Below are 25,975 nucleotides of genomic sequence, written 5' to 3' on the forward strand. Positions count from 1 at the left end.
TAGAGACGGAGGAAGAATTAATACAATTATTCGACAGAATTACGACTTTCTAAAAATTTTCATTTGTTTTTCCCTCATAGGCCGCCTACCTGCTCGAAACATTTGGTTTTGGCGAGGTAGGCGGCCCAAGGGCTTGAGTTTCTAGTATTACTAGCTTCCCCAGCCGCTGCCGCCCCCGGTAGCGGCTGGTGGGCGTTTGGGGCGGTTGCTGCTACCTTGCCGCCGTGCGCTACCGAACTGCTTCCGCTTCGTCTTACGCCTGGCCCGTGCGGGTGGTGCTGAGCATCTACTCCGCGTGCTTCCTGATTGGCACCTACACCCACGCGGCGGGCATTTTGCGGCGAGGGCTGCTGGCCTCGCCGGTGCCGGTGGGTATCGGGGTGTTCTGGGATGCACTGACGCTGCTCGACCCGCTGGCGGCGGTGCTGGTGTGGTGGCGGCCGCGCCTGGGCCTACCGCTGGCCGTGGCTATTATGGCGGTTGATGTCAGCGTGAACAGCTACGTGTATGTGGCCGGCTACTTTGGGCCGCCGGTAGCGGGGCTGGTGCCACTGAGTTTGCTGGAGCAGGCGCTGTTCGGGCTGTTCGTGTTCATAACCGCCCCAGGGGTGTATCGGCAGGTGGCGCGCCCAATAAGCGGCGGAACATAAGGGAAAGCCGTATGTTGGTTTCGGTACGCTCCCACTTACTTCCTGCGCCATGAAAGCCCTGCTCCCACCTACCAGCTACGAATACGCCACCGTGCGGCAGGTGCGCGGCGAGCAGGTGCAGGACGCCACCGATGTGCTGGCCGCCGAGGAGCCGCTCGAAATTCGGGTGGGCTACGGTCCGGTGGGGCAGCGCGAGCACCGCACGCTGGCCATCACCATGCGCACGCCCGGCCACGATTTTGAGCTGGCCGCCGGCTTCCTGCTCACCGAAGGCCTGCTCACCGGCCCCCAGGATTTGCAGGGCATCCTCTACTGCCCCGATGTAACCAAGGATGAGGAGCGCGAAAACGTGGTGCGGGCCGAGCTGGCCCCCAGCGTGCAGCCCGATTTGCCGCGGCTGGAGCGCCACTTCTACACCAGCAGCAGCTGCGGTGTGTGCGGCAAAACCAGCATTGCCGCCGTGCACGCCGCCGGCTGTCCGCGCCTGCCGCTGGGCACGGTGCAGGTGCCGGTCGAGGTGATTCATCAGCTGCCCGAGCGCCAGCGCCAGGCTCAGGAGCTATTCGAACAAACCGGCGGTCTGCACGCGGCGGCCCTGTTCTCGCCCGCCGGCGAGTTGCTGCTGCTGCGCGAAGACGTGGGCCGCCACAACGCCCTCGATAAAGTAATTGGCGCCGCGCTGCTTGCCGGCCAGCTGCCGCTGCACAACGCGGTGCTGCTCGTGAGCGGCCGGGCCTCGTTCGAGCTGGTGCAGAAGGCGGCCGTGGCCGGCATTCCCGTGATGGCCGCCGTGGGCGCACCCTCCTCGCTGGCCGTGTCCGCCGCCCGCGACTTCGGCCTCACGCTCTGCGGCTTCGTGCGTCAGCAGCGGTTCAACATCTACACCCACCCCGAGCGGATAGTGTGAACGATGTATGGGCGGGGCTTAGCTTCGCTGTCCTGCGGTTGCCCCCGCCCGCCGTTGCCCGGAACCGTTCAACGAATCCGACTGCCGCAATTGCAGCCCAAGCCCCATTGTTCAGAAACATCGTTTAACGGCGGGCGGGGACAAGCCCCGCCCCTACTCGTTCCCCATCCGCCCATGAAGCTCCGCCTCGATGAAACCTCCTTGCGCCTGCGCCTCGAACTCGAGGAAGTAGCCGAATTTGCCACCAGCGGGCACCTGGAAACGGCCGTGCCGCTGGGGCCGGGCGCGGCGGGGCTGCTGCGGTACTCGCTGGAGCGGGCCGCCGACGTGCCGGTGCTGACGGTGCGCCAGGAGCCGGGCCGCATCCGGGTACTGGTGCCGACGGCGCAGGCCACGGCCTGGGCCGGGTCGGTGGAGGAAATCAGTCTGCGCACGAAACTGGAAGTCGCTGAAAACCAATTCCTGCTTATCTTGGTAGAGAAGGACCTGGGCTGCGCGCACTGATTGCTCTGCCACAGTTCTTCCTGCCTCTCCTATCCCACCTCTGCTATTCGCCTTCCCATGGAAAACTCTCCTGCCAACGACCCCACCAAAGCGGGCCAGGCCAACGCCCAGCAAGCCGAAAACGCCCCCAAAAGCGGCGAGCGGCCCGACCAGGGCCAGGCGCCCGCCCCCGATAACTACAACCCCACCAACCGCAACACCGTGCCTGATCCGATAAAAGCCCCCGACGTAGTCAACGCCAAGTACCAGCACCCCATTCTGGCCCAGCCGCCCGAGGAGCTGACGGGCCTGCGCCTGGAGCCCCGCCAGACGGTGGCCGCCGGCGTGACGGCCGTCATTAAAAGCATGTCGTTCAGCTGGGGCGAGGGTGGCCTCGACCGCGGCACCCGGGGCCTGCTGAACATGAACCAGACGGACGGCTTCGACTGCTCGAGCTGCGCCTGGCCCGACCCCGACCACCACCGCTCCATTGCCGAGTTCTGCGAGAATGGCGCCAAGGCTACCGCTTCGGATGCCGACGACCAGGCCTGCGGACCCGAGTTCTTCGCCCGCCACAGTCTGGCGCAGCTTTCGAAGATGACGGACCGCGACCAGAACAACGCCGGCCGCCTCACCCACCCCATGGTGTTGCGCCCCGGCGACAACCACTACACCCCCATCGAGTGGGCCGACGCCTTCCAGCTGATTGCTACCGAGCTGAACGCGCTGGCTTCGCCCGATGAGGCCGCGTTCTACACCTCGGGCAAAGTGCCCAACGAGCCGGCCTTCCTGTTTCAGCTGTTTGCCCGGCAGTTCGGCACCAACAACCTGCCCGACTGCTCCAACATGTGCCACGAAAGCAGCGGTGCGGCCCTGAGCAGCACGCTCGGGCTGGGCAAAGGCTCGGTTACGCTCAACGATATTCACGAGGCCGAGGTCATCATGATTATCGGCCAGAACCCGGGCACCAACCACCCCCGGATGCTGAGCGCCCTGCAGGAGGCCAAGCAGAACGGGGCCAAAATCATCAGCGTGAATCCACTGATTGAGGCCGGCCTGAACCACTTCAAGAACCCCCAGGATTTCATGAAACCCTTCAAGGCGCTGGGCGCGCTGCTGGGCAACGGCACGGTTATCACCGACGTGTACCTGCAGGTGCGCATTGACGGCGACATGGCCCTGCTGCGGGGCATCATGAAGCACTTGTTGGTGGCCGAGGAGCTGAACCCCGGTCAGGTACTCGACCACGACTTCATCAATAAATACACGAAGGGCTACGAGTCGGCCGTTGCCAACATCAAGGCCACGAGCTGGGAGGATATTGAGACGGTGAGCGGTATTTCGCGTGCCGAGCTGCTGGAGGCGGCCAACCTACTGGCCAACAAGAAGAAAATCATCATCTGCTGGGCCATGGGTCTGACGCAGCAGCGCCAGGGCGTGCAGACGATTCAGGAGCTGGTGAACCTGCTGCTGCTGAAGGGTGCCATTGGCAAGCCGGGCGCGGGTACCTGCCCGGTGCGCGGCCACTCCAACGTACAGGGCGACCGCACGATGGGTATCTGGGAGCAGATGCCGCAGCCCTTCCTCGACAAGCTGGGCGCCGAGTTCAACTTCACCTCGCCCACCGACCACGGCCTCGACGTGGTGGACACCATTAAGGCCATGCACCGCGAGGAGATAAAGGTGTACTTCGGACTGGGGGGCAACCTGCTGGCCGCCGGCCCCGACACCGAGTATATTGCCGAGGCCATGCGCAAGCAGAACCTGACCGTGTTCGTGGGTACCAAGCTCAACCGCGGCCACCTGATAACCGGCAAAACCTCCCTGCTGCTACCCTGCTTCACGCATGCCGACATCGACATGCAGAAAGGCGGCCACCAGATGACCTCGTGCGAAAACTCGATGGGCGTGGTGAGCCAAAACAAGGGCGTACTGGAGCCATTGCGCGGGCAGATGCTGAGCGAAGTGGCTATTCTGGCCGGCGTAGCCATTGCCACGCTGGGCGAGAAAACCAACATTGCCGACTGGGTGGCCATGACGGAGAACTACGACGTTATCCGCGACCATATTGCCCGCGTGATTCCGGGCTTCGAGGGCTTCAACGAGAAGCTGCGGCGGCCCGGCGGGTTCTACCTGCCCAACGGCCCCCGCGACCGGAATTTCACGACCAAGGACGGCATGGCGCACTTCACGACCACCGAGCTGGAGCGCTACGAAGTAGGGGCCGACGAGCTGATTATGATGACCGTGCGCAGCCACGACCAGTTCAACACCACCATCTACGATTACAACGACCGGTACCGCGGCGTGCACAACGAGCGGCGCGTGCTGTTCATGAACGAGCAGGACATGGCCGACCGCGGCCTCAAGGCCAAGGACCTCATCGACATCACGAGCCACTACAACGGCCAGGACCGCACGGTGGAGAAGTTCGTGACCGTGCCCTACGACATTCCGCGCGGCAATGTGTCGGCCTACTTCCCCGAGGCCAACCCGCTCATTCCCATCGGCAGCGTAGCTAAAAAGAGCAATACGCCCACCTCGAAATACGTGCGCGTAACCGTGGTGCCCACCCGCAAAACCACGGGCGCCCCGGTAGAGATGCGCCTGGAAGCAGAAGCGAAAGCATGAGCTGTTAGCTGTTAGCTGTTAGCTGTTAGCTGAAAAACGAAGAAGGTCCCGCACTTGGTTAAGTGCGGGACCTTCTTCGTTTTGGGTTGATGAGTCTATCCAAACGCAAGCTGTTGACCTGCGTTGCGGAGGTCGGTGTAGGGGCGGGGCTTGTCCCCGCCCGCCGCCAGAACAATACGGGAACGGGCCGTTGTACAAATCCAACGGCGGGCGGGGACAAGCCCCGCCCCTACACCGACCTCCGCAATCTGGGTTTGCTAGCAGCTTAGAACGGGTACCCGATACCAATATTCAGGCGAAGACCATCCCAGCCGATGGGGGACTTCTTATAGAAATTCTCCAAGCCAGGCGGAACCGGGACATCGGGATTTTGGCGTGCTCTGATGTCTTCGTTGGCGTAGGGGTAGCGGATGGGTACGGCGGCATCGAGGCGGATGACGAAGAACTGCACATCGATACGCAGGCCTACCCCCGCGCCTACGGCCAGTTCTTTGAAGAAGGAGTTGAACTGAAACTGGCCGTTTTTGCCATCGGGCACGCCGTTTACCGCACCCTCCTCGGTGGTGTTGCCGTTGCTTACAAAGGTGGCGCGGGCGGGGTCGGGGTTTACCAGCCAGATGTTGCCCGCGTCGATAAACAAGGCCCCTTTCACGTACGGGAACAAGTCCTGGCGATACTCCAGATTGCCTTCGAGCCGGATGTCGCCTACCTGGTCGTAGAAGCCGGCGTCGGCGTTTTCTTCGGGGGTGCGGTAGGTGCCGGGGCCCACGCCGCGGGCGGCAAAGGCCCGTACGCTGTTGGGTCCCCCAATGCCGAACTGCTTCAGGTAGGGCAGTACGCTGGAGTTGAGGTAGGGTAGGCCAGCCCCAACGAGCAGGCGGCCCACAAGTTTGTTGCCACTGGTGGGGTTGGCAGACGTGCGGTAGTAATTGCGGAACTCCAGGTTTACCTTGGAGTACTGCGAAAACGGCCGATTGAGCAGCGTATAGGAACTCTTACCGGTTTCGGCGTCGGTTTCCTTAGGTGCTCCGCTCAGACTTTTGAGCAGGTAGGCCAAGTTGCCCGAAAGCTCCACTCCGCCGCTGAAGAATATCTGGTTGCGGCGCTGCTCCAGCACCTGCTGGTTGTAGGTGTAGGTGTAGTTGCTACCCAGAATGAACTGTTGGCGGAAGCTTTGGCGCAGGAAGGGTTTGGTAGCGAGCAGGCGCTCAAACACGGGCTCGTTGGTGCTGCTCACATACTGCAGATCGATGGGCTGCAGACGCTGCTCGTTGGTGAGCTTGGTTTTCCAGGTGTAGCCGTAGCCCAGGTTGAAGACGTTCTGCTGGAAGTAGGTGGTGCGGTTTACGTACTTCACACCCGCTTCGAAAAAGGTGCGGGGCTGGAAGTCGGAGTTCAGCAGCCGGAAGTTGAAGGGCGGCGTAATCAGGCGGGGCACCAGCAGCTGGGCATCGAGGCTGTACTGGGTCGAGGTCACGCCCGAGAGGGCGTCGCCCTGCCCGGTTTCGATGGAGGCCTTGGCGTTGATGAGCAGCTGCTCGGCCCCACGCAACGCCGAGCGGTTGCGGTACTGCACCACCACGCCGGGCCCCACAAACAGGCTCGACGTGTTCATCTGCAGCTCGGCCCGCAGCGACTTCTTGGGCACCTGCGTCATGCGCACAATGGCATTCAGGAAACCATACTGCAACGAATCAGGCTTGTTGCGGGCGGGCCGGAACTGCTGGTCGACGAAGCGGAAGGTGCCCAGGCTCATCAGGCGGCTCAGCGTCTGATCGGCGCGGCGGCGGCGGTACAGGCTGTCGGGGTAGAGGAAGGTGGCGTTGGCAATGGCCTTGGCCTTGAACATCGACTCGTCGGGGTAGTAGCGGTAGCCGCGGTAATTGATGGGCGTTTTGTTGGTGGTCGTGTCTTCCAGGGTGTAATCGGTGTTGAGCACGACGCGGTTAAGCACGTAGGGCTGGGCCGCCTTGGCCGGAATGCTGCCCTTCACCTTCAGGTACACGTTCAGCTGGTTATCCAGCGTGCTATCCACCTGAAACAGTAGGTAGTCGGGCGCGAAATAGTAGTAGCCCCGGTTTTTGAGCTCGTTGTCGATCCGCACCCGCTCGTTCACGAAGGTTTGCAGGTTGTACGGGTCGCCCACCTTCAGTAGCGAAGCAGCCTGGGTGGCCCGAATGTCGCGGTCGAGCAGCGTGTCGCGTTCCGGGAAGAAGATTTCCTTGATGCGGTACACCTGGTTCACGCGGGCCTCGTAGTCGACGGCCGCCGTACGGTCTTCGAGCTTGATATTGCTGCGCACTTCGGGCTTGAAAAAGCCGTCGTTGTTGAGGCGGTTGAGCATCAGGCCGGCCACGCGGGCAGTATCAACTTCGCTGAACAGCACCGGCTCCTCGCCGTATTTGTTGGCCAGCCAATGCCCCAGGCCTTTGGTTTTGCCCACGCCCATGTGCCAGAAGTATAGCTTGGGCCGCATGCCCAGAATGGAGGCATTGGGCTGGGGCGAAATCACGGCTTCCAGCTGCGTCTGCACCACCGCCTCGTTCGGAATCGGGGTGCCGGTGTTCGACTTGAGCGTGACCGTACTGCCGGTATATAGCCGGGCGTTGTCGGGGATGAACTTGAGGCCGCTGCACCCGGCCAGCCCGGCCAGCAGCAGCCCGGCGGCCAGCTGGCGGCCGGAGCGGGTAAGGCGGGAGAACAAGGGGCGGGGAGGTTGAAGTTGGGGCACGGATGAGGAATTCTTTGGTATGACGGCCGTCATGCTGAGCGAAGGCGAAGGCGAAGTCGAAGCATCTCTACTGCAATACTAATCCTAACGCAAGGGTTACCACTGCGGTAGAGATGCTTCGACTACGCCTTCGGCTGCGCTCAGCATGACGTTCTTTCTGGCTCTTGACCAACCCTATTTTCGACCGGCCACCCGTGCCGAGTCGCGGCGCGGGGTAACGGCGGTGGTTTTCACCGAGTCGGCAGCAGCTTTTTCTTCCTGTTTCTGCTTCTTCTGGATTTCCTTATTGCGCTGCTTCACATCTTTATCGATGCCCTTGAACAGGTCGGCAAAGTTCTGGTAGTCGCGCTGGTAAATGAGTGAGGCGCCGCTGCGCACGTACTGGCCGTCGATGTCGCTGAAACCGTTGTTGCGGTAAGCGCGCAGCCGCAGGCGGCCGTTGGCCAGCACGTCGTATTCGATGCTCACGTCGCCGGCGAAGTTGCTCGGGCTCTGCTGGCCGTTGCTGGCCTGGTTGCCGCCCGCCAGGGGCACATCAGTGCCCAGGCGCACGGTGATGCGGTCGTTGAACAGCTGGCGGCGCACGGCCACGTTCAGGTCGGTGCGGGTTTTCTCGGAGCCCGACGAGAAGTCGGCCTGCGAGTTCACGCCCAGCTCCACGCCCAAATTAGAAAGGTAGGAGCCGGTGAGCTTATTGAGCTGCTCGGTGAGCACCTGACTGGCACTACCGCGCAGCTGCTCGGCCACCAGGCTGCCGCCGCTGCTATCGAAAGGGTTTTCGGCCAGAAAGCGGTTGAGCACCAGCAGCGAGAATACCTGCTTGTTCAGCTCGTCGGTCTGGCTGGGCTGGCGCAGCTGGGCCAGGCGGGCCTCAATCTGCGGCTGCAAGGGCGAGCGGGAACTCTCGGGCAGCTGAATGTCGAAGCTGATAGCCGGCTGGAGCAACGACCCATCGACGTTCAGGTACACGTTGAAAGGCAGCGTGTTGCGGGCCGTCGATTTTAGATCTTCGCTACTTGCCCCCTGGCCCGAAAGCAGCTCGGCCGGCGCGGCCTTGGCCACATAAATGGCCGATACATCGGCAATGCCATTGTATGGGTCGCCCGACCAAGTAATGGTGCTGCCCTGGGCAATCTGGAAGTCGCGCTCGGTTACGTCGTAGAGCGAGAGGTGGTAGCTGCCGCTTTCCACAGCCAGCCGACCAGTGAGCGTGATGTTACCCGCCGGGTCGATGGCCGTGTTGAGTGTGCCGTTGGCCCGCACTTTCAGGTTGTCGCCCGAGGCTTCATCAATAATAACGGTAAACGGCGTTTCGTCGGTGACGGTGATGGTGGCGGCAATGTCGTAGCCGGCCGCCGTTTTGGCTGAATCCTTCAGGGCCAGCTGCCGCAGCAGCATGGTATCAATGGGGGCGCTCTTATCCACAAACTCCACAATGCCGTCGGTGCTCACCTTATCGGCCGCCTCGTTGGGCACGGCCACGAAAAAGTTCGAGCCGTCCTCGACGCTGGCCGTTGTCCGGATGCGCATCAGGTTCAGGTCGCCGGTAATGCGCGACTTCGAATCGACGATGAGCTTGCCCCAGAACAGCGGGTTGTCGCGCTGGCTGCTTTGCACGGCAATAAAGTCCTCGGTCGTGGCATCGAGCCGGAAGCCGTAGTCCACGAAGTTCTGCGTCAGCACGTAGCCGTCTACCACGGCCCGGTTCTGCATCGAGTCCAGAATCACGAAGTCGTTGAGCCGGATGCCCTGCTCATCAAACGTCAGATCCTGGCGGGGCAGCGTGAAGGGGGCACCGAGCTGGCTGAGCGTGAAGCCGGCGTCGTTAGTTGCGAGCGTGCCGCGCACTTCGGGGACTGCGGCTGTACCCGCAATGTCGAGTTGGCCGCTCAGGTAGCCGGTGGTTTCCTTGATTTCGCCCAGCGAAAACGGCTCGACGGTACCCAGCGCAAAGCGCGTCACATTGGCCTGCATATCCAGGGCACCGCTGGCCAGGTAGTCGCCGCTCACGCGCACATCGTTGTTGTTGGGGCCACCCGTCAGGCGCAGATCCACGTTGTAGCGGTCGGCGGCGGGGTTGCTGGCTTTCAGGGCCAGGTCGCCGAGGAGGGTTTTGCTGTAGGCCAGCCCGCGCAGGCTGGCGTCGGCCGTAAAGCCCATGTTAGCCTGGCCCAGCGACTTTATAACGGCCTGGCCGTTGACCGTGCCGCCCACCAGCGAATCCTGGAGGCCGCCGGCCGTAGCCAACGCGTTCAGGTCGAGGTTGCTGAACTGGGCCTGCAGCGGGTAGCCGGTGCCGGCCAACGTCTGCAAGGCAATGCGCTGGTCGCCCTGGCTGAGCTGCACATTTTCGGCCCGAATGGCACCGGTGTTCACGTTATAGCGCAGCTCGTTGCCCGGCTGCACGGCCCAGCGCTGGTTGTTGAGTATCAGCTTGGGGTCGAAGCTGAATCCGTAGGTCGTGCCCCGCTCATACACCTGCAGCACGCCGCCCAAATCGAGGTTCACGGTGCTGTCGTTGCGGGCAATGCGCAACTCGGTACCCACCTTGTTGTCGGCAATGCTGCCCACAAGGCTGGGGTTGGGCAGGTTGAGCGTGGTGTCTTGAGTAATCTGGTCGAGCCGCAGCCCGTAGTCGAGCTTTTGCGGGTCGGATGACACGGCGAAGCGCAACGAATCGAGCTGGTAGCCGGCGTACTTGATGCGGGCAATGCGGGTGTTCAGGCGCAGGTCGGCCTCGCGGCTGTCGAAACTGCCCGTGAGCTTGAAGGGCGTAAGCTGCTGCAGATCGGGCACGAAGGCGCTGAACACCTTGGGCTCCTTCACCTGGGCCACGAACGTGAACTGCCGGTAGGGTCCGCCGGGGCGGTACTGCACGCCGGGCAGGGCAAAATAGCGGTCGATGTGCTGCTCCAGGGCCGTGGCAATGTCGCCGAGGCGGGTGTTGCCACGCAGCGTCAGGTCGGCCACCGAGCTAGCGAAGTCCACCTCGGTGCGGCCGGTGCGCTGCAGAATCCGCCCGCTCACCGAGTCGAGTACAAACGGCCTTCCGTCGCTGACAATGGCAATACGGTTGCCCGAGAACGTGCCGTTGATGCTGTTCAGGTCGGAGCCGCTGAGGTTGGCCTGCAAGTCGCCCTGCACGCTCAGGTTGCCCCCGGTGTAAAAGCCCAGAGCCGTGAGGTTGGCCCCACGCAAGTTCAGCCGGTCAACGGTATAGGTGGGGTTCGAGGCGTTACGCAGGTCAATGGTGGCCAGCAGATCGAGGTTGAGGTTGGGGTCGTCCTTGCTGCTGGCATCCACCACATAGCGGTTGCGGTCGATGTCGACCTTGGCCACGATGCCGCGGTAGGTGTAGCCGTTGTAGGTCGCCTGCTGCACTTTGGCAGTCAGCTGGCCGCGCAGCTGGTTGGGGTCGAGGCCACCGCGGCCAGTGAGCGTGCCGCTGGCCGTTACGGTACCGATAGTAGGGTCGCCGATGAGCTTGCCCACGTTCAGCTGCTGGGTGCTGAACACGGCCTTAATCGGCTCCTGGCCCACGGGGCCCGCGCCTACATTCACCTGGGCGGCCAGGTTGCCGTAGGTGGTGGTTGCTTTCAAATTGGTGTCGAACACCAGCGCCGTAGGCCGGCCCTTAAACGTACCACTCACGCGCATGAGCGGCGGCAGCGAGTAGCCGGCCGGAATGGTACCGGCGGGTGCCAGGCTCCGGATGTCGGCGGCAGTGGTTACAAACTTCTTAATGTCGAGGTCGACATAGAGGCGGCGGTCAGTTTCGGGCAAGCCCTTAATGCGGCCGCTGGCCACGAGCTGGGTGTTGCGCAGGCCCACCACCTCCAGGCCCTGAATGCGCAGGTCGCTTACCCGGCCGCTCACCTTGCCGCTTAGCAGCACCGACTGGTTGGGGCCGGTAGTGAAAGGCGGGGTGTCAATCAATTCGGGCGCCAGATACAGAATGTCGCGGAAGCCGAGGCGGGTATCGCGCAAATCGGCCTCCAGCTGCAGATTGGCCAGGTCGTCGGCAATAGCGTCGAGGCTGGTGTACTGCATGGCCAGCGTGCGCCGGATGCGGGTGTGGGGCGTTACGAGGTCGAGGTTGTCGAGGCGGGTCTGGGTCGAGTCGAACACCACATCGGCCTGGGCGCGGGTAACGGCAAAGCCGCTCTGCTCCTGGCCCGAGAGCTGCGTAATGCGGCCGGTGGTGCTGTTTTCGGAGTAGCGCAGGTTCTCCGTGTTCAGCGTGAGGTTGCTGAACTTGAGGTGGTTGTAGTCCATGCCCCGCACTTTGGTTTTCTGGCGCGGCTCGTTGAAATTGTCGAAGGCCACCTCCAGGCCGCTGATATCGGACTCGTTGAGGCTCACTACCCAATTCGATTCCTGGCCGGTGGCGCTTTTCACCGAGGCGTCGAGGTTGCGCACGGCCTCGGCGGGGTTCACCACGCGCTGCTCGGTGGGCACGTCCTCGTTCTGGGCGTAGGCGAAGGTGGTGTTACGCAGCGTGAGCTTATCGAGGGCCACGCGGCTGTTAATCAGGTCGATGTTATCGGCCGTTATTTCGGCCTCGCCGATGCGGGTACTGATGTACTGGGCCGAGGGCTGGTTGCGGTAAGTCAGGGCCACGTTATCGAGCCGGGCTTTGCGCAGGCCGAACTGCAGCCCGAGGGCCGCCGTGTCGGCGGGCGAATCGGGTGGCACCTTGGTCTGCACAAACGTGATGGTCGTGTTCTTCAGCGCCACCTCATTCACCTTATAGATGGAGTTATCCACATCTACCTCGTCCATACTCAAAGCCAGCGCGCCCACTTTGGTGCGCAGGTCCAGCCCGTCCACCGCATCCTTATACGTGAGCAGAATGTTGGTCAGCTTGGCGTCGCCGATGTCGTAGGTAAAGCCCGCACTGGTGGTGTCGGCGGCGGCAGGGGTTACGGTGGCCGTATCGCCGGTGGCGAAGGCGTTGAGGATGAAGTCGTAGTTGGAAATGCTGTCGGGCTCGGTGCGGCTGATGGCAATCCGGCCGTCGTTCAGCTCCAGGCTGCTCACCTTTATTTTAGAATCGAGCAGCGCGAAAATATCAATGTTGACGCCCAGATGGCCCACCGACACGAGCGTATCGCCCTGCTGGTCGGCCAGGTACACATCGTCGAAGCTGATGGTGTTGCGAAAATCGGAGCGAAATTTCCCGATGCGCACGTCGGTCTGTAGCTTGTCGCGCAGATACTTCTGAGCCTGGTTGGCCACAAAATCCTGCCCCGAAGGCGTCTGGACGTATAAAAACAGGCCGACCAGCAACAGCAGAATCAGCCCGACAAGCCCGAGCAGGGCATAGAGGATACGACGCAGGTAAACCGGCAAAGGAAGAAAAGTAGAGGTCGAAAGAGATACGTGCCCCAATGAGGGCTGCAGGTTGAAGCCAGCCGAGGGTTTTCCGCAGTTGGCCAGCCGTTAAGTCAGCCAAACGGAAAAAATGGGCGTCGGGTTGGCCGGATTTACCCGGTAGCAAGTCCGGCCTGACATCAGTCGCAGCTTAGCCAGAGAAGCAGGGCAACTGAACCGTGGCTAGGCGCGTTGGCGCGGCCTACTATCGGGCGTAACCCGGCAACCCGGTGTCAGCCCGCAATCCGATAGTCTGCCTACGCGGCCCCCGTGCCGGCTGGGAAGTAGTTTTCCGGTCCCTGTCAACCGGGCACCGTCCGGCCGATAATGCGGCATTGGCAGGATGGGTCGCCACGCTTTTCGGGAATATAATACACGGATTTCCGGGGCGAAAACCTGCCGCTCCAGCCTATTAACCTGTATCTTGCGGGCCGGTTTTTACCTGACTACGCTATCCGATGATTCTTCGCTTTACCCTCCCCTACCGCACCGAACCAGGCCAGCGGCTGGTGGTTTGCGGCTCGCTGCCTGCCCTGGGCCAGTGGGCTCCTGAGGCCGCCCTGCCTTTGCACTACGATGGTGCTTCCGGCCACTGGAACCGGGAGTTGGAGGTATCTGCCGACCAGCTGGCCGGGGCTACCTATAAGTACCTACTGCTCGATGAGCGCGACGGCGGCCGGCACTGGGAGTGGGGCCCCAACCGCGAGTTGCCCGCTGTGGCGCCCGCTTTTGGCCGGCTGGTGCTGGCCGACTGGTGGCGCGCCCCGGCCCAACCCGAAAACGAGCTGTTTACGGCCGCCTTTACTGAGGCGCTGTTCCGCCGCCCCGCCCCGGCTGCTCCGGCGGCCCCGGCTACGGCTGGCCCGGCCGTGCGCTTCCAGCTGGCGGCCCCGCGCGTTCAGCCCGGGCAGCAGCTGTGCGTGCTGGGCTCCGATGCGGCCCTGGGTGCCTGGGACGCGGCCCGGGCCGTGGTGCTGTCGGATGCCGACTACCCTACCTGGACGGCCGATGTAACGCTGGCGACGCCCGCCGCCGAAACCCGCTACAAGTACGGCATCTGGGACGCCGGCACCGGCCAGGTCGTGGACCTGGAGGCCGGCGACGACCGGCTGTTGGCCGCCGAAACCGACCCGCAGACGCTGCGCGTGCTCGCCGACAACCAGTACCACCACCCAACCGCACCCTGGCGCGGGGCCGGCGTGGCGCTGCCCGTGTTTTCACTCCGCAGCCGCCAGGGTCTGGGCGTGGGCGAGTTCCCCGACCTGAAGCTGCTGGTAGACTGGGCCGTAGCCACCGGACTGCAAATGGTGCAGGTGCTGCCCATCAACGACACCGTGGCCACCCACACCTGGGTCGACAGCTACCCCTACGCCGCCATTTCGGTGTTTGCCCTGCACCCGCAGTACCTCAACCTGGAGGCCGTGGCCGAGCTGCGCGACGCAGCGGCGCGCCAGGAGCTGGCGCAGCTGCGCGACGAGCTCAACGCCCGCGACTTTGTGGACTACGAGCCCATGATGGCCGCCAAGTGGCGCTTCATTCGCCAGCTGTACCAGCAGGAGAAAAAGGCTTTCCTGGCCGATGCGGACTTCCACGCCTTCCGCGCCGAGCAGGCGGCCTGGCTGCTGCCCTACGCGGCCTTCAGCGGCCTGCGTGACCGGTTCGGCACGGCCGATTTCCAGCAGTGGCCCGCCGAATACCGCACCCCGGCCCAGGTGGAGGCCCTTACGGATGAGGCCAGCGCCGATTTCGACGAGTTCGGCCTGTTTTTCTTTATTCAGTTCCACCTGGATAAGCAGCTGCGCGAAGCCGTGGCCTACGCCCGCGAGCGGGGCGTAGTGGTGAAGGGCGACCTGCCCATCGGCATCTACCGCCACTCGGTGGATGCCTGGACCCAACCCGAGCTCTACCACCTGCACCAGCAGGCCGGCGCCCCGCCCGACGATTTCTCGACCACCGGCCAGAACTGGCGCTTCCCCACCTACAACTGGGAGCAGATGGCCCTCGACGGCTACCAGTGGTGGCAGCAGCGCATGGGCCACCTGGCCCGCTACTTCGATGCCCTGCGCATCGACCATATCCTGGGCTTTTTCCGCATCTGGGAAATTCCGGCGCACTCGGTAGAGGGCCTGCTGGGCCACTTCTCGCCCGCGCTGCCCTTCTCGCAGCAGGAAATCGAGCAGCGCCTGGGCTGGTTCGACTACGGCCGGCTGTGCGAGCCCTACATCCGCTGGCACGTAGTGCAGGAGGTGTTTGGCGGTCAGGCGCAGGCCGTGTTCGATGAGTTTATGGAGGATGCCGGCCACGGCAATATCCGGCTGCAGGAGTTTGCGCGCACCCAGCGCCAGATGGAGGCCGTCATCAACGAGAAGCTGGCCGCCGACCCGGCCCAGGCCGACTACTACCGCTGGCTGCGCGCCGGCCTGTTCGGGATGGCCAACGAGGTGCTGCTGGTGCCCGACGACCAGCAGCCCGACCACTACCACCCGCGCATCACCCTCACGCTGAGCCGCTCGTTCCGGGAGCTCGACGCCGCCACCCGCCCGCGCTTGGAGGCTCTCTACAACAACTTTTTCTTTCAGCGCCACGAGGGTTTCTGGCGCGAGCAGGGCCTCACCAAGCTGCCGCCGGTGCGCTGGGCCACCAACATGCTCATCTGCGGCGAAGACCTGGGCATGGTACCCGCCTCGGTGCCCGGCGTGATGCGCGACCTGGGCATTCTGGGCCTGCACATCCAGCGTATGCCCGCCGACCCGACCACCGAGTTCGGCCACCCCGGCACCGCGCCCTACCTGAGCGTGGTGAGCCCCGGCTCGCACGACATGAGCACGTTGCGCGGCTGGTGGGAGGAAGACCCCGCCCAAACCCAACGGTTCTTCGAAACCACCCTGGGCCACTACCACGAGGCAGCCCCGGCGTTCTGCGAGCCCTGGGTGGCCCGCGAAATACTAGCGCAGCACCTGCACTCGCCCGCCATGTGGGCCATCTTCCCGCTCCAGGACGTGGTGGCCCTCAGCGCCGAGTTGCGCCGCGAAGACCCGCTGGCCGAGCAGATCAACGTGCCCTCCAACCCCACCCACTTCTGGAAGTACCGCTTCCATCTGCCGCTGGAGGAGCTGGTTGAACAAGCAGGCTTTAATGGGGAGGTAATGGAGTTGATAGCACGAAGCGGCCGACTATACTAGCATTATTAAAACATTAGACATAATGTTAAAGCGCCACTATAGTGAATGGCTTTTTTTGCACGAAATGGCTGCAATCCAGCGGTAATAGCTATTTCGTACGCCTCTGCAGGCATTACCTATGGTCGGAGAGGCTTTATGATTTTTTTGATAAAGAGTTTTTCATCTGCGAATAAGACAGTTCACCGAGCGGAGCGCTACGTTGAACGAATAAGAAGGTTACCTTTGTCGCCCGGAAGCTAGTTTTGTCGTGTTTAAAACCCTCGCCAGTCAACTACTTCCCTTCACCCACCTACGAAACTTTCACTCTTTTTTTATTCTAATGAGAGCACACTTACGCTTACTACTCCTGCTTCTGGCTGGAGTGTTATCAGGTCAGAACGCCGCATGGGCGCAGACGGTATCTACACTGGAGTTTGCATCGGGTGTTGGTAACCCTACCGGTAACGGCCCAACAGTGGCTAATCAGGTTATTACGTTCCAAGCAAACCTCAATAATCCTAACAATAACACTTTTACTGCTTATAGCCCCACTACCACTGCAACATTCTCGCTAAGTAATCAGCAGTACACGCAGCCGACAACACAACTGAGTACGGGTACGGGTGTAGCATTCGGTGCAACTATCAACACCACTGGAGGAGCAGCATTAGCTGAAGCGCTATTTCCTACACTAAATGCTTATGGTGCTTCTACAGATGCTAATTATCAGGCTACTAATGGCACGAGCGGTGGAATTAGTGTAACAGCAAATAGTGGAGTAGAAATTTTCACTTCTACTGAAGTATTGCCTAATACAGTACCAGCCAATGCTCGCTACCGCTATGCAGATTTAACTATCACGTTCAATCGTGCGGTTGTCAATCCAGTTGTACACATTACTGGTTTGGGTGGAGTCTATGGCCCTGGAACTGGCTTCACGGCTGAATTGGACCTTCTGACCTCTGGTGTTACACTATCCAAACTAAGCGGTTCGACTGAGCTTAACGTCACATCTACCCAGATTTTGAATAATGCCCTCGCACCCAACGCTGCGACTGGTACAGGCGCTGCAAGCGGGTCTGTTCTAGTATCTACACCTGCTGCGGGCATTACTACTATCAGCTTTCGTACCTATCTGCGGCCAAATGCAGCAGGTGGCGATATCAATTATACCGGCACGACGGGACATGCTGGTGACGCTTGGCTGGTTAGCGTATCTTCAACTGCCGTCACCCCAATCACAGGTACTGTTTTCGAGGATGTGAACTACGGCGGTGGCGCTGGCCGGACACTGGCTGCCAGTGGTACAGTGGTTCGGCTGGGGGCTCGCGTAGAGCTTTATAACTCGACCGGAGTGTTTGTATCCGCTACCACTACTGATGCCAACGGGCGGTACAACTTCAACCCTGTTGCCGGCAACTACACCGTGCGTGTAGTTAACAGCACCGTAACCAGCAGCCGCCCCGGTTACGTGAATACGTTGGTTCCAGTGCAGACTTATAATGGCACTACTGACCGTGTAGGTGGTGAAATACCCAGTCAAGCTGATGCAGCCGCTGGAACTACCAATACTACACTTAATAGTCTGAATACGGCAACAACCGTTGCCCAAAGTCAGTCAAGCGTAACTGTAGCTGCTGGAACAGCCGGAGTGGGGGCCGATTTCGGCTTCAACTTTAGCACCGTCGTTAACACGAATGATGCAGGACAGGGTTCTTTGCGCCAGTTTATCACCAACAGCAATACGCTGACCAACGCCGGGCTAGACCAAGCCGACGACTTTCAGGCAGCAGCAGCAGGTGTCGAGTTTGCCAACTTTGTAATTCCTGATGGTACCACCACTACCAATGGTCTGCGTGCCGGAGTTGCAGCTGCCAGCGGCTATAGCGCCACCACCGGTTTTACTATTACCCTAGCGTCGGCTCTGCCGATCATTACGGATGCTAATACCAGAATAAACGGCAGCCGGATTGCCACCGGTCAGAAAGTTGCGTCTGTTCCCGGTACCACAACAGGTCCGGAGGTAACTATCGACTTCGCTAACTTTGGTGGTCTGGAAACCACGGCAGCTAACACCCGCTTCATAAGCTTGGGCCTGACCAGGGCCAGAGGCACGGGCGTTTCCGCAACGGGTGATATATCGCAGGGAGCTGCCATCACGTTGAGCGGCGCGGCTACTACTGGTTCTATCGTGAATGACGTTACGGCTTACAACAACGCCACCGCAGGCATACGTCTGGAGAATGGCGCGACGGGAGTAACTATTCAAAACAGCATCCTGCGCAACGGTACTTCTACCGCATCTGCAACCGGAGTTACGGCAACCGATGGGTTCGGCATCGTGCTGGAAGGTGCTACCAACAACACGTTTACCGGCAACACTATCAGCAATAACGCCGGCTCCGGTATTGCTTTGGGAACCGGCAATCCGGGCACGACCGTAACGAACACCGGCAACCGTTTTGAGAGCAATACGATCAGCGGCAACGGTGGCGGGGCCGCCACGACGAACAACGCCGGCATCCGGATTCGCTTCGGGCAGGACAATACATTCTTCAATAACACCATCACAAGTAACGATTCCGACGGTATCATTGCTAACGGTGGAACCTCAGGCAACATCTTTTCACAAAACTCCTTTAGTGGCCACAATAATGCTGGCGACCTGGGTATTGACCTGACTGCTGGAACAGGCTTCAATGGTGATGACACGAACCTCAACGATAACGGCGACCCTGATACGGGAGCCAACGGGCTGCTCAATTTCCCTGTTATCTACCGGGCTTCTGTTTTCAATGGCAACTTGGAGGTGACAGGCTACGCGCCACAAAACAGCGTAATTGAGTTCTTCATTTCCGATGTGAACACTGCAACCTTTGGCGAGGGCCAGACCTACCTGTTCACGCGTACCGAAGGCTCTGCGGACGACCTTACTGCCAGAACCGGTAGCTACAGTGGAGCTGTCAACGGGATCAACCAAGGCAGCGAAACCAACGCGCCCATCTTCGTTTTCAGCATTCCGATCAGCAGCTTGCCCGCCGATCAACAGGCGGCAATAACTGCCGGTACTGTTCGCCTGACGGCCACCGCTACGCTTCCTACTCAAGGAACCTCGGAGTTCTCGGGTAACACGGCTATCTTGCCTAACACGAGCCCATTGCCCGTAACGCTGATAAGCTTCGGTGCCCAAGCCGCTGGCCTGAACGCCCGCCTGAACTGGAAAACCGCGCAAGAGCTCAACAACGACCACTTCGTGGTAGAGCGCAGCTTCGATGCCCGCAGCTTTGTGGCCGTGGGCCAAGTGAAAGGCCAGGGTTCTACCCAGGCTACCACCACCTACGACTTCACCGATGTGCAGGTAGCCGACAAGGCTCCTACCGGCCTGGTATATTACCGCCTGCGCCAGGTAGATACTGATGGTACTGAAGCCCTCAGCGAAGTGCAAGCTGTACGCTTCGCCCTCACGGCCAGCAAGCTGATTGACGTCTACCCAACCCCTGCCACTGCTACTCAGGATGCCAAGCTCGACCTGAGCGGAGCCCCGGCCGGCACTTACCAGGTAACGCTGGTAGATATGACAGGCCGCGTACTGCGCACCTCCCGCCAGAACGGCGGCACCGTGCAGGAGCTGCAGCTGACCAACCTACCAACCGGCACCTACCTGGTGCAGGTGAAGGGCAACGGCCAGTCGTTCAGCCGCCGCGTTGTCAAGCAATAGTCACGCGCTGATTATTTAGTAAGCAAGCGTCCTCCCGCCACCCGGCGGGAGGACGCTTGCTTTTTGGGGTACCACGTACTTGGTCGCACAACCAGCAGGCCGCTTTCAGGTTATAAAGCTTCCGCGCGTAGGCAGTCGGCACCGGTGCGCGAAGCTGGAGCTTCGCGCTACAGCCGTTCTTCGGTTTGTGCTATATACCCAAAGCCTATTTTGCATAGGTTTGAAGTGGAAGCTGTTTACAACGTTCAAAGACCGTCATGCTGAGCCTGCCGAAGCATCTCTACCGCTTCGTTGAACGACTGCTACGAAGCGGTAGAGATGCTTCGGCAGGCTCAGCATGACGGTCTGATTGATTCCGGGGACTTTGTGAACAGCTTCCGTGTGTAGACTTCCCGGCCGTACCAGGCTGCCGGCGCTTTTCCTGTTTCCTTTCTTGCTCCCACTTCTTATGCCTTCTGCTCGCTGCTCCGTACCCGGCCGGGTGCCTACTGATTTCGATGTAGCCGTTGTGGGGGCCGGCAGTGCCGGGCTGAGCGCGGCGCTGGTGCTGGGCCGCTGCCTGCGTTGGGTGCTGGTGCTCGATGGGGGGCCGCCCCGCAACGCGCCCTCCCCGGCCGTGCAGGCCTTCTTCACCCGCGACGGCACGCCGCCCGCCAAACTCCTGAACCTGGGCCGGGCGGAACTGCAAGCCTACCAGTCGGTGGAAATAAAGGAAGCAAAAGTGGTAAGCCTGGCCCGGTGCGGCAAGCACTTCGAGCTGACGTTGGAGGCACCCACCGGCCACCGCAGCACCCGCACGGCCCGCAAGGTGCTGCTGGCTACCGGCGTTGAAGATGAGCTACCACCGCTGCCGGGCATGCGCGAGCTGTGGGGTAGCGGGGTGCTGCACTGCCCCTATTGCCACGGCTGGGAATACCGCGACCAGCCGCTGGCCGTGTACGGGCGGGCCAAGCTCGTAACCGGGCTGGCGCTGCTGGTGAGCCGCTGGAGCACCGATGTGGTGGCGTGCGTGGAGGATCCGGGCAACCTGACCCAGAATGCCCGCCGCCGCCTGCGCCGCCAGGGCATTGCCGTGCGCGAGGAGCCGCTGGTTAGCCTCGAAGGCACGGCCAGCGGCGAGCTGCGCCACCTCGTGTTCGAGTCGGGCGAGCCACTGGCGCGCAAGGCGCTGTTTATTCATGCCCACCAGCACCAGCGGAGCGCGCTGGCCGAGGAAATGGGTTGCCGGCTTAATGCCAAAGGAGCCGTTTGGGTGAGCAAGCAGCAGCAAACCACGGTGCCGGGTCTGTACGCGGCCGGCGATAATACGCCCGGCACCCAGCAGGCGCTGCTGGCCGCCGCCGAGGGCAGCGCCGCCGCCATCAGCATCAACGAAACCCTGACGCGGGAGGAGTGCCCCAGATAGGCCACGGCTCCCAGTACCGGCCGGAGCGGGTTGGGTTTTCCCGGCCAGGGAACCTATCTTACTGCGACTAGCCTTATCCGGGGCCAGCTGTTTCGTTGCCTGCCTGTTTATGCGCTTTGTTATTCTGCCCGTTTTGCTGCTGCTCCTGCTTCTGATGGGGCCAACGGCCCGGGCCCAGCGCGTTAGTTTCAGCGGGCGCATCACTGAAACCAACGGCCAGCCCGTGCCTTTTGCCTCGGTGTTTGTGCGCGGCACCAGCCAGGGCGCCACCGCCGATGAAAATGGGCGCTATCAGTTTACCCTCACCGGCGCAGTGGATACGCTCACGGCTTCGGCCATTGGCTTCGCCCCGGTCGGGAAAGCCATTACCAGCACCGCCGCCCGCCAGACGCTCAACTTTGTACTGGGCAGCGGCAGCGTGTCGCTGGGCGAGGTGGTGGTGCGGCCCTACGAGAACCCGGCCTACCGCATTATGCGCCGGGTGGATGCCAACCGCCGCCGCAACCAGAAAACCGAGCTAACGGCCTACGACTACGACAGCTACGCCCGCAACGAGCTGCTCATCAACAACCTGCCCGACCAGCTAAGCCGCCGCAAGCTGCTGCGTCAGATTACGGCCGTGGCCGATACGCTGGGCCTGGAGCGCGACGCGAATGGCCGGCCGGTCGTGCCCATCTTCGCCTCCGAAGTTCTCTCGCACTACTACCAGAACAACGAGCCGCTGCGCCAGCGCGAGGAGGTCAGCAAAACCCAGATGCATGGCGCGGCCCCCCGCGAAGGCTCGGTGGTGTCGCAGATTATGGGCTCCTCGTTTCAGGACTGGGACTTCTACCGGAACTGGATTCGCATTGTGGGTAAGGACTTCATTTCGCCCATTGCCGAGGGCTGGAAGTTTTCCTATGAGTACGAGCTGCAGGATTCGCTCATGGTCGGCGACGACTATTGCTACAAGCTGAAGGTAACGCCCCGCCGCCCCCAGGACTTAGCGTTCAAGGGCACTATCTGGATAACCACCGACACCTACGCGCTGCGCAAGCTCGATGTGGAAGTCAGCACCCAGGCCAACCTCAACTTTATCGAGCAGATTGCCGTGCGCCAGGAACTGGCCCCCACCGAAGCCGGGCCCTGGCTGCCTACCATCACGCGCTTCGTTATCGGCATCCGGCCCAGCAAGGGCAGTACCGGCGTGCTGGCCCGCATCAGCACGGTGTACACCAATTTCCAGGTGAACCAGACCCGGCCGCTGGCGTTCTACGACAAGCCCCTGGAGGTGGCCGCCGACGCCTACGACGTGCCGCCCGGCTACTTCGCCGCCAACCGGCCCGACTCGCTCAGCCGCCAGGAGCAGCTCACGCTGATTGTGCTCGACACCGTGCGCCAGCTGCCGGCCGTGCGCTCGATGATGGAGCTGGCCGATATTGTGGTGAACGGCTACTATCCGCTGGGCAAAGTGGATTTGGGTCCGCTGCTGGCCACGGTGGGCTACAACAACATCGAGGGCCTGCGCCTGCGAGTGGGCTTCCGCACCTCCACCGAGTGGAGCCGCTACTGGCAGTTGCGGCCTTACCTGGCCTACGGCTTCCAGGACGGCCGCTTCAAATACGGCCTGCGGGTGCAGCGCATTATCGACCGGCGGCACTGGACAGTGGCCAACTTCGAGCACCGTCACGACATCGACCAGGTGGCCCTGCTCGACAACGACTACGCCCTCGAAAATCCGCTGTTTGAGGCCGCAGCCCGCCTGGGCAACATCAGCAACAGCCGGCCGCTGCTGCGCGACGTAACCAGCGTGTCGGTGCAGTCCGATCTGTTCCGTGGCTTTATCCAGCGCGTGATGTTGCGCCGCCAACAGTTTCAGCCGCTCTACCCCTTCCTCTACTACACCCAGGAGGCCCGCCCCGGCAGCCCCACCACCGCCGATTTTACGCTCTCGGAAGTGATAGTAGAGTCGCGCTACGCCCGCGACGAGGTGCTGGTAGCCAACAACCAGAACCGCCGCACGGCCGTGGGCCTCAAGCGCTGGCCGGTGTTCACGGTGCGCTACACGCTGGGCCTCAACAACCTGCTCGGCTCCGATTTCCGCTACCAGAAGTTCAACCTGCTCATCGACCACAGCCTGCGCCTGGGCCAGCTGGGCCGCACTACTTACCGCGTTGATGCCGGCTATATTCCGAGCACGGTACCCTACCCGTTGCTCAAGAGCCACCTGGGCAACCAGTCGTTCTTCTACAACGCCGGGGCTTATAACCTCATGCGCTTCTTCGAGTTCGTGAGCGACCGATACGCCGGCCTGCAGTTGGAGCACCAGTTCGGGGGCTTCCTCACCAACTCGTTGCCGCTTATCAAGCAGCTTAACTGGCGGCTGGTGGGCACCACCAACCTGCTGTGGGGCAGCGTCAGCGACGCCAACCGCCGCATCACCCCCACCACCGATCCGGCTACCGGCCAGCCGCTGCCGGCCTTCCAGTCGCTGGGCCGCCTGCCCTACGCCGAGGTGGGGTACGGGGTCGAGAACATTTTTAAAATTGTACGGGTTGACTTCCTGCACCGCCTCACCTACCGCAACCGGCCCGAGGCCCGCACGTTCGGGGTAAAACTGAGCCTGAAATTCAGCCTTTAACTTGATGCAGCGCGTGCCACCTGCGTTGCGCTGCATTCCGTAAACTCCACTACCTATGGCTAAGTACGAAGTTGACAACCTGACCCTGGCCGAAGCCACCCGCCACGCCCCGTTCATCGACTACGCCCGCTGCCTCGACGCCGGCCAGCGCCCCTACAACCACGTCGGCGACTGGCCCGAAGCGGGCCAGCTCTACCCCATCCGCACCGTCGATTCGCGCACCGAGGGCATTGCCCTGGTCCATGTACTGGGTTTCGAGGGGGAAGCGCCCTACTACAACGCCTTTGCTCCCCACCGCTTCGAGCTGCTGCTCACGGTGTGGCTGAATTAGGGCCTACTGTTACGCAGTCTTGTATTACAGCAGGCGAATGCCGCACGGTGTAGGGGCGGGGCTTAGCTTCGCTGTCCTTCGGTTGTCCCCGCCCGCCATTGAACGATTACAGCTGAACGATTAGCGTTGAAGCGGCGCAACCGGCGGGCGGGGACAACCGAAGGACAGCGAAGCTAAGCCCCGCCCCTACACCGTGCGATGACTGCGCAACATCAATCCCTAACTTCCCAGCGCATATAGCACCGGCTTGCTGGGGCTGGCATCCAGCTCCAGGCTGGTTATCTGGAGGTTGAGTAGGTAAAGACCATCCTCAACGGCATCGGGCACGAAAATGAGCTCGGTGATGGTAGCCTGCTGGCGGGTGGCGTGCGGGTACTGCCAGAACGCATGGTGGGCCAGCAGCGCGCCCCCATCCTCTTCGCGGTCGACGCTGGGCAGGTCGAGGAGCAGGTGTTCGATGTGCTGCTGGGCCAGGTACTCGGCCAGCGCGGGTTCGAGGTAGGTGGGGTTGGTGCCCGAGTACTGGCGGGTGCGCTTGGCGCGGTGGTTGGGCAGCGTGCGCAGAATCAGGGCTTCGGGGCGCACGGCGGCTTCGGGGCCACCTTCCAGCTCACGGCGCACGTCGGCCAGCATCACCACTTCGTCGCCGTTGAGCTGGGGCCGCGGCTGCACCGATACCAGCCGGGCCACGAACAGAAACCGGCGCAGGCAGCGGTTGAGCGTGGCCTCCGGCGCGGCCGAAATATGGCCGTAGCACTCGGTATGCGTGCCGTTGCCGTGGGGCGTTACGTGTACGCGCTTGTAGTTGGTGCTGCCACCCGCCGCCACGCTGCCCACGTAGTCGCCCACCCGAATCACCTCAAACTGTACCGGCTCGGCCCAGAAACAGCTCACCTGCCCCTCGCCCGGTGCCAGCGGCAGCGAAATATCCAGCGGCGCGTGCGGATCGAAACTGAACGTGCGGCCGTGGTGCGGGTAAGTGGCAAGCATGAGTTGGGGCTGATGGGATGGGGAGATAACGGCGCAAGGAGGTGATGCGGTAAAGATACTGTCATCCTGAGCGGAGCGAAGGACCTGGGGAGAAGCTGTTATTTGATGTTGGCTTCTTTTCCAGGTCCTTCGCTCCGCTCAGGATGACAGGTGGTTTCTACTTTAATTCCTCACTCCATCACCCCCAAATCCAGCCCGTTCAAAATCTGTGCAATTTCTTCGGCGTGGCTGAGGACCATGAAGTGGCCGCCGCCACTAATGCGGTAGTCGATGGGGCGGTTACCGGGTGGAAACACCCGGTCGCGGGTGCCCAGCAGCTGCACGGCGGGCGCTACGCCGGTGCTGTTCCAGTGCAGTAGGCTGTTGATGGCCCAGCGGGTATAGCGCGGCTCCATGTCGAGCAAAATGCGCCGGAACAACCGGTATTCGGCCCCGCCCTGCACCCCGAAATACAGCTGCCCGGCCCTCGGAAACAACTTCAGCCACTGCGGCGGCACCAATCGGTATAGCCCCGAGGCCCGCACCAGCCGCAGCAGCAACGGCATACTCTGAGCATCGGGCAGGCTACTGATGAGCACCGGCCGCAACCCCGGCCGCAGCCGCTGCATCTCCAGCGCCACAACCCCGCCAAACGACACGCCCACCAACCAGCCCGTAGCGTCCACCGGAATAGCCTCCACCATCCGGCCCGCATAGTGCGCCAACGGCTCATCATCCGACTCGGGTGGCAGCCAGGGCAGCACCGCGCTGGGGCCGTGCAGCAACGGCTGCAGCCGCTGAAACACCCGCTCGTCGGCTCCCAGCCCCGGTATTAGGTAGAACATAGCGTATGACTGTTGTGTATGAAAAACCGAATCGGCACGCCAAATAACGCTACTAAAATAAGCAGGCCCCCTACCGGTTGGGTAGGGGGCCTGCTCATAAAGCTGTTTAGAAAGGCAAAGGAGCATGACGCCCTCATAAATATCAATGGTT

The 25,975-nt window shown here is 61.9% G+C and carries 13 protein-coding genes; 9 read left to right on the forward strand and 4 right to left on the reverse strand.

Features of this window, described 5'->3' with window-relative positions:
* Window positions 1-224 precede the first annotated feature (224 nt).
* The 4 genes from HW554_RS05040 to HW554_RS05055 all read left to right on the forward strand — a co-directional run bounded on the left by HW554_RS05040 (window position 225) and on the right by HW554_RS05055 (window position 4,671).
* The gene (locus tag HW554_RS05040) at window positions 225-650 is read left to right on the forward strand and encodes a hypothetical protein (RefSeq protein WP_176907404.1); all 426 of its coding nucleotides are present in this window, start codon (window positions 225-227) and stop codon (window positions 648-650) included.
* Between the two features lie 49 nt (window positions 651-699).
* On the forward strand, window positions 700-1,557 hold the full coding sequence (gene fdhD, locus HW554_RS05045) for a formate dehydrogenase accessory sulfurtransferase FdhD (RefSeq protein ID WP_176907406.1): 858 nt from the start codon (window positions 700-702) through the stop codon (window positions 1,555-1,557).
* A gap of 174 nt (window positions 1,558-1,731) precedes the next feature.
* Window positions 1,732-2,061, forward strand: coding sequence for a DUF7009 family protein (locus tag HW554_RS05050; RefSeq protein ID WP_176907408.1), 330 nt, complete (start codon window positions 1,732-1,734; stop codon window positions 2,059-2,061).
* A gap of 57 nt (window positions 2,062-2,118) precedes the next feature.
* Complete coding sequence (locus HW554_RS05055) at window positions 2,119-4,671, forward strand: FdhF/YdeP family oxidoreductase (RefSeq protein WP_176907410.1); 2,553 nt, start codon at window positions 2,119-2,121, stop codon at window positions 4,669-4,671.
* A gap of 265 nt (window positions 4,672-4,936) precedes the next feature.
* Here HW554_RS05055 and tamL read toward each other — a convergent pair whose 3' ends face one another.
* Window positions 4,937-7,375: a translocation and assembly module lipoprotein TamL gene (gene tamL / locus HW554_RS05060; RefSeq protein ID WP_176907412.1), complete on the reverse strand. Its 2,439-nt coding sequence runs from the start codon at window positions 7,373-7,375 to the stop codon at window positions 4,937-4,939.
* A gap of 201 nt (window positions 7,376-7,576) precedes the next feature.
* Window positions 7,577-12,754 carry a translocation/assembly module TamB domain-containing protein gene (locus tag HW554_RS05065; RefSeq protein ID WP_176907414.1) on the reverse strand — a complete coding sequence of 1,726 codons (5,178 nt, stop codon included), beginning with the start codon at window positions 12,752-12,754 and terminating at the stop codon, window positions 7,577-7,579.
* A 479-nt stretch (window positions 12,755-13,233) separates the two neighbouring features.
* Here HW554_RS05065 and HW554_RS05070 point away from each other — a divergent pair, with 479 nt between their 5' ends.
* The 5 genes from HW554_RS05070 to HW554_RS05090 all read left to right on the forward strand — a co-directional run bounded on the left by HW554_RS05070 (window position 13,234) and on the right by HW554_RS05090 (window position 24,010).
* Window positions 13,234-15,957 carry a 4-alpha-glucanotransferase gene (locus HW554_RS05070; protein WP_176907416.1) on the forward strand — a complete coding sequence of 908 codons (2,724 nt, stop codon included), beginning with the start codon at window positions 13,234-13,236 and terminating at the stop codon, window positions 15,955-15,957.
* A gap of 247 nt (window positions 15,958-16,204) precedes the next feature.
* Window positions 16,205-19,654 (forward strand): right-handed parallel beta-helix repeat-containing protein, encoded by a 3,450-nt coding sequence (locus HW554_RS05075; protein ID WP_176907418.1) that lies wholly within the window; start codon window positions 16,205-16,207, stop codon window positions 19,652-19,654.
* A 448-nt stretch (window positions 19,655-20,102) separates the two neighbouring features.
* Window positions 20,103-21,059 (forward strand): NAD(P)/FAD-dependent oxidoreductase, encoded by a 957-nt coding sequence (locus tag HW554_RS05080; RefSeq protein WP_176907419.1) that lies wholly within the window; start codon window positions 20,103-20,105, stop codon window positions 21,057-21,059.
* Between the two features lie 109 nt (window positions 21,060-21,168).
* Window positions 21,169-23,679 carry a DUF5686 and carboxypeptidase-like regulatory domain-containing protein gene (locus tag HW554_RS05085; RefSeq protein WP_176907421.1) on the forward strand — a complete coding sequence of 837 codons (2,511 nt, stop codon included), beginning with the start codon at window positions 21,169-21,171 and terminating at the stop codon, window positions 23,677-23,679.
* A gap of 55 nt (window positions 23,680-23,734) precedes the next feature.
* Window positions 23,735-24,010, forward strand: coding sequence for a hypothetical protein (locus tag HW554_RS05090; RefSeq protein ID WP_176907422.1), 276 nt, complete (start codon window positions 23,735-23,737; stop codon window positions 24,008-24,010).
* A 219-nt stretch (window positions 24,011-24,229) separates the two neighbouring features.
* Here HW554_RS05090 and HW554_RS05095 read toward each other — a convergent pair whose 3' ends face one another.
* Together HW554_RS05095 and HW554_RS05100 are read right to left on the reverse strand one after the other, a co-directional pair.
* Window positions 24,230-25,000 carry a cyclase family protein gene (locus HW554_RS05095; protein ID WP_176907424.1) on the reverse strand — a complete coding sequence of 257 codons (771 nt, stop codon included), beginning with the start codon at window positions 24,998-25,000 and terminating at the stop codon, window positions 24,230-24,232.
* Window positions 25,001-25,170: 170 nt separating this feature from the next.
* Complete coding sequence (locus HW554_RS05100) at window positions 25,171-25,824, reverse strand: alpha/beta hydrolase (RefSeq protein WP_176907426.1); 654 nt, start codon at window positions 25,822-25,824, stop codon at window positions 25,171-25,173.
* Window positions 25,825-25,975: the final 151 nt, after the last annotated feature.

It is taken from the genome of Hymenobacter lapidiphilus, from assembly GCF_013377885.1.
GTDB classification, from domain to species: Bacteria; Bacteroidota; Bacteroidia; order Cytophagales; family Hymenobacteraceae; genus Hymenobacter; species Hymenobacter lapidiphilus.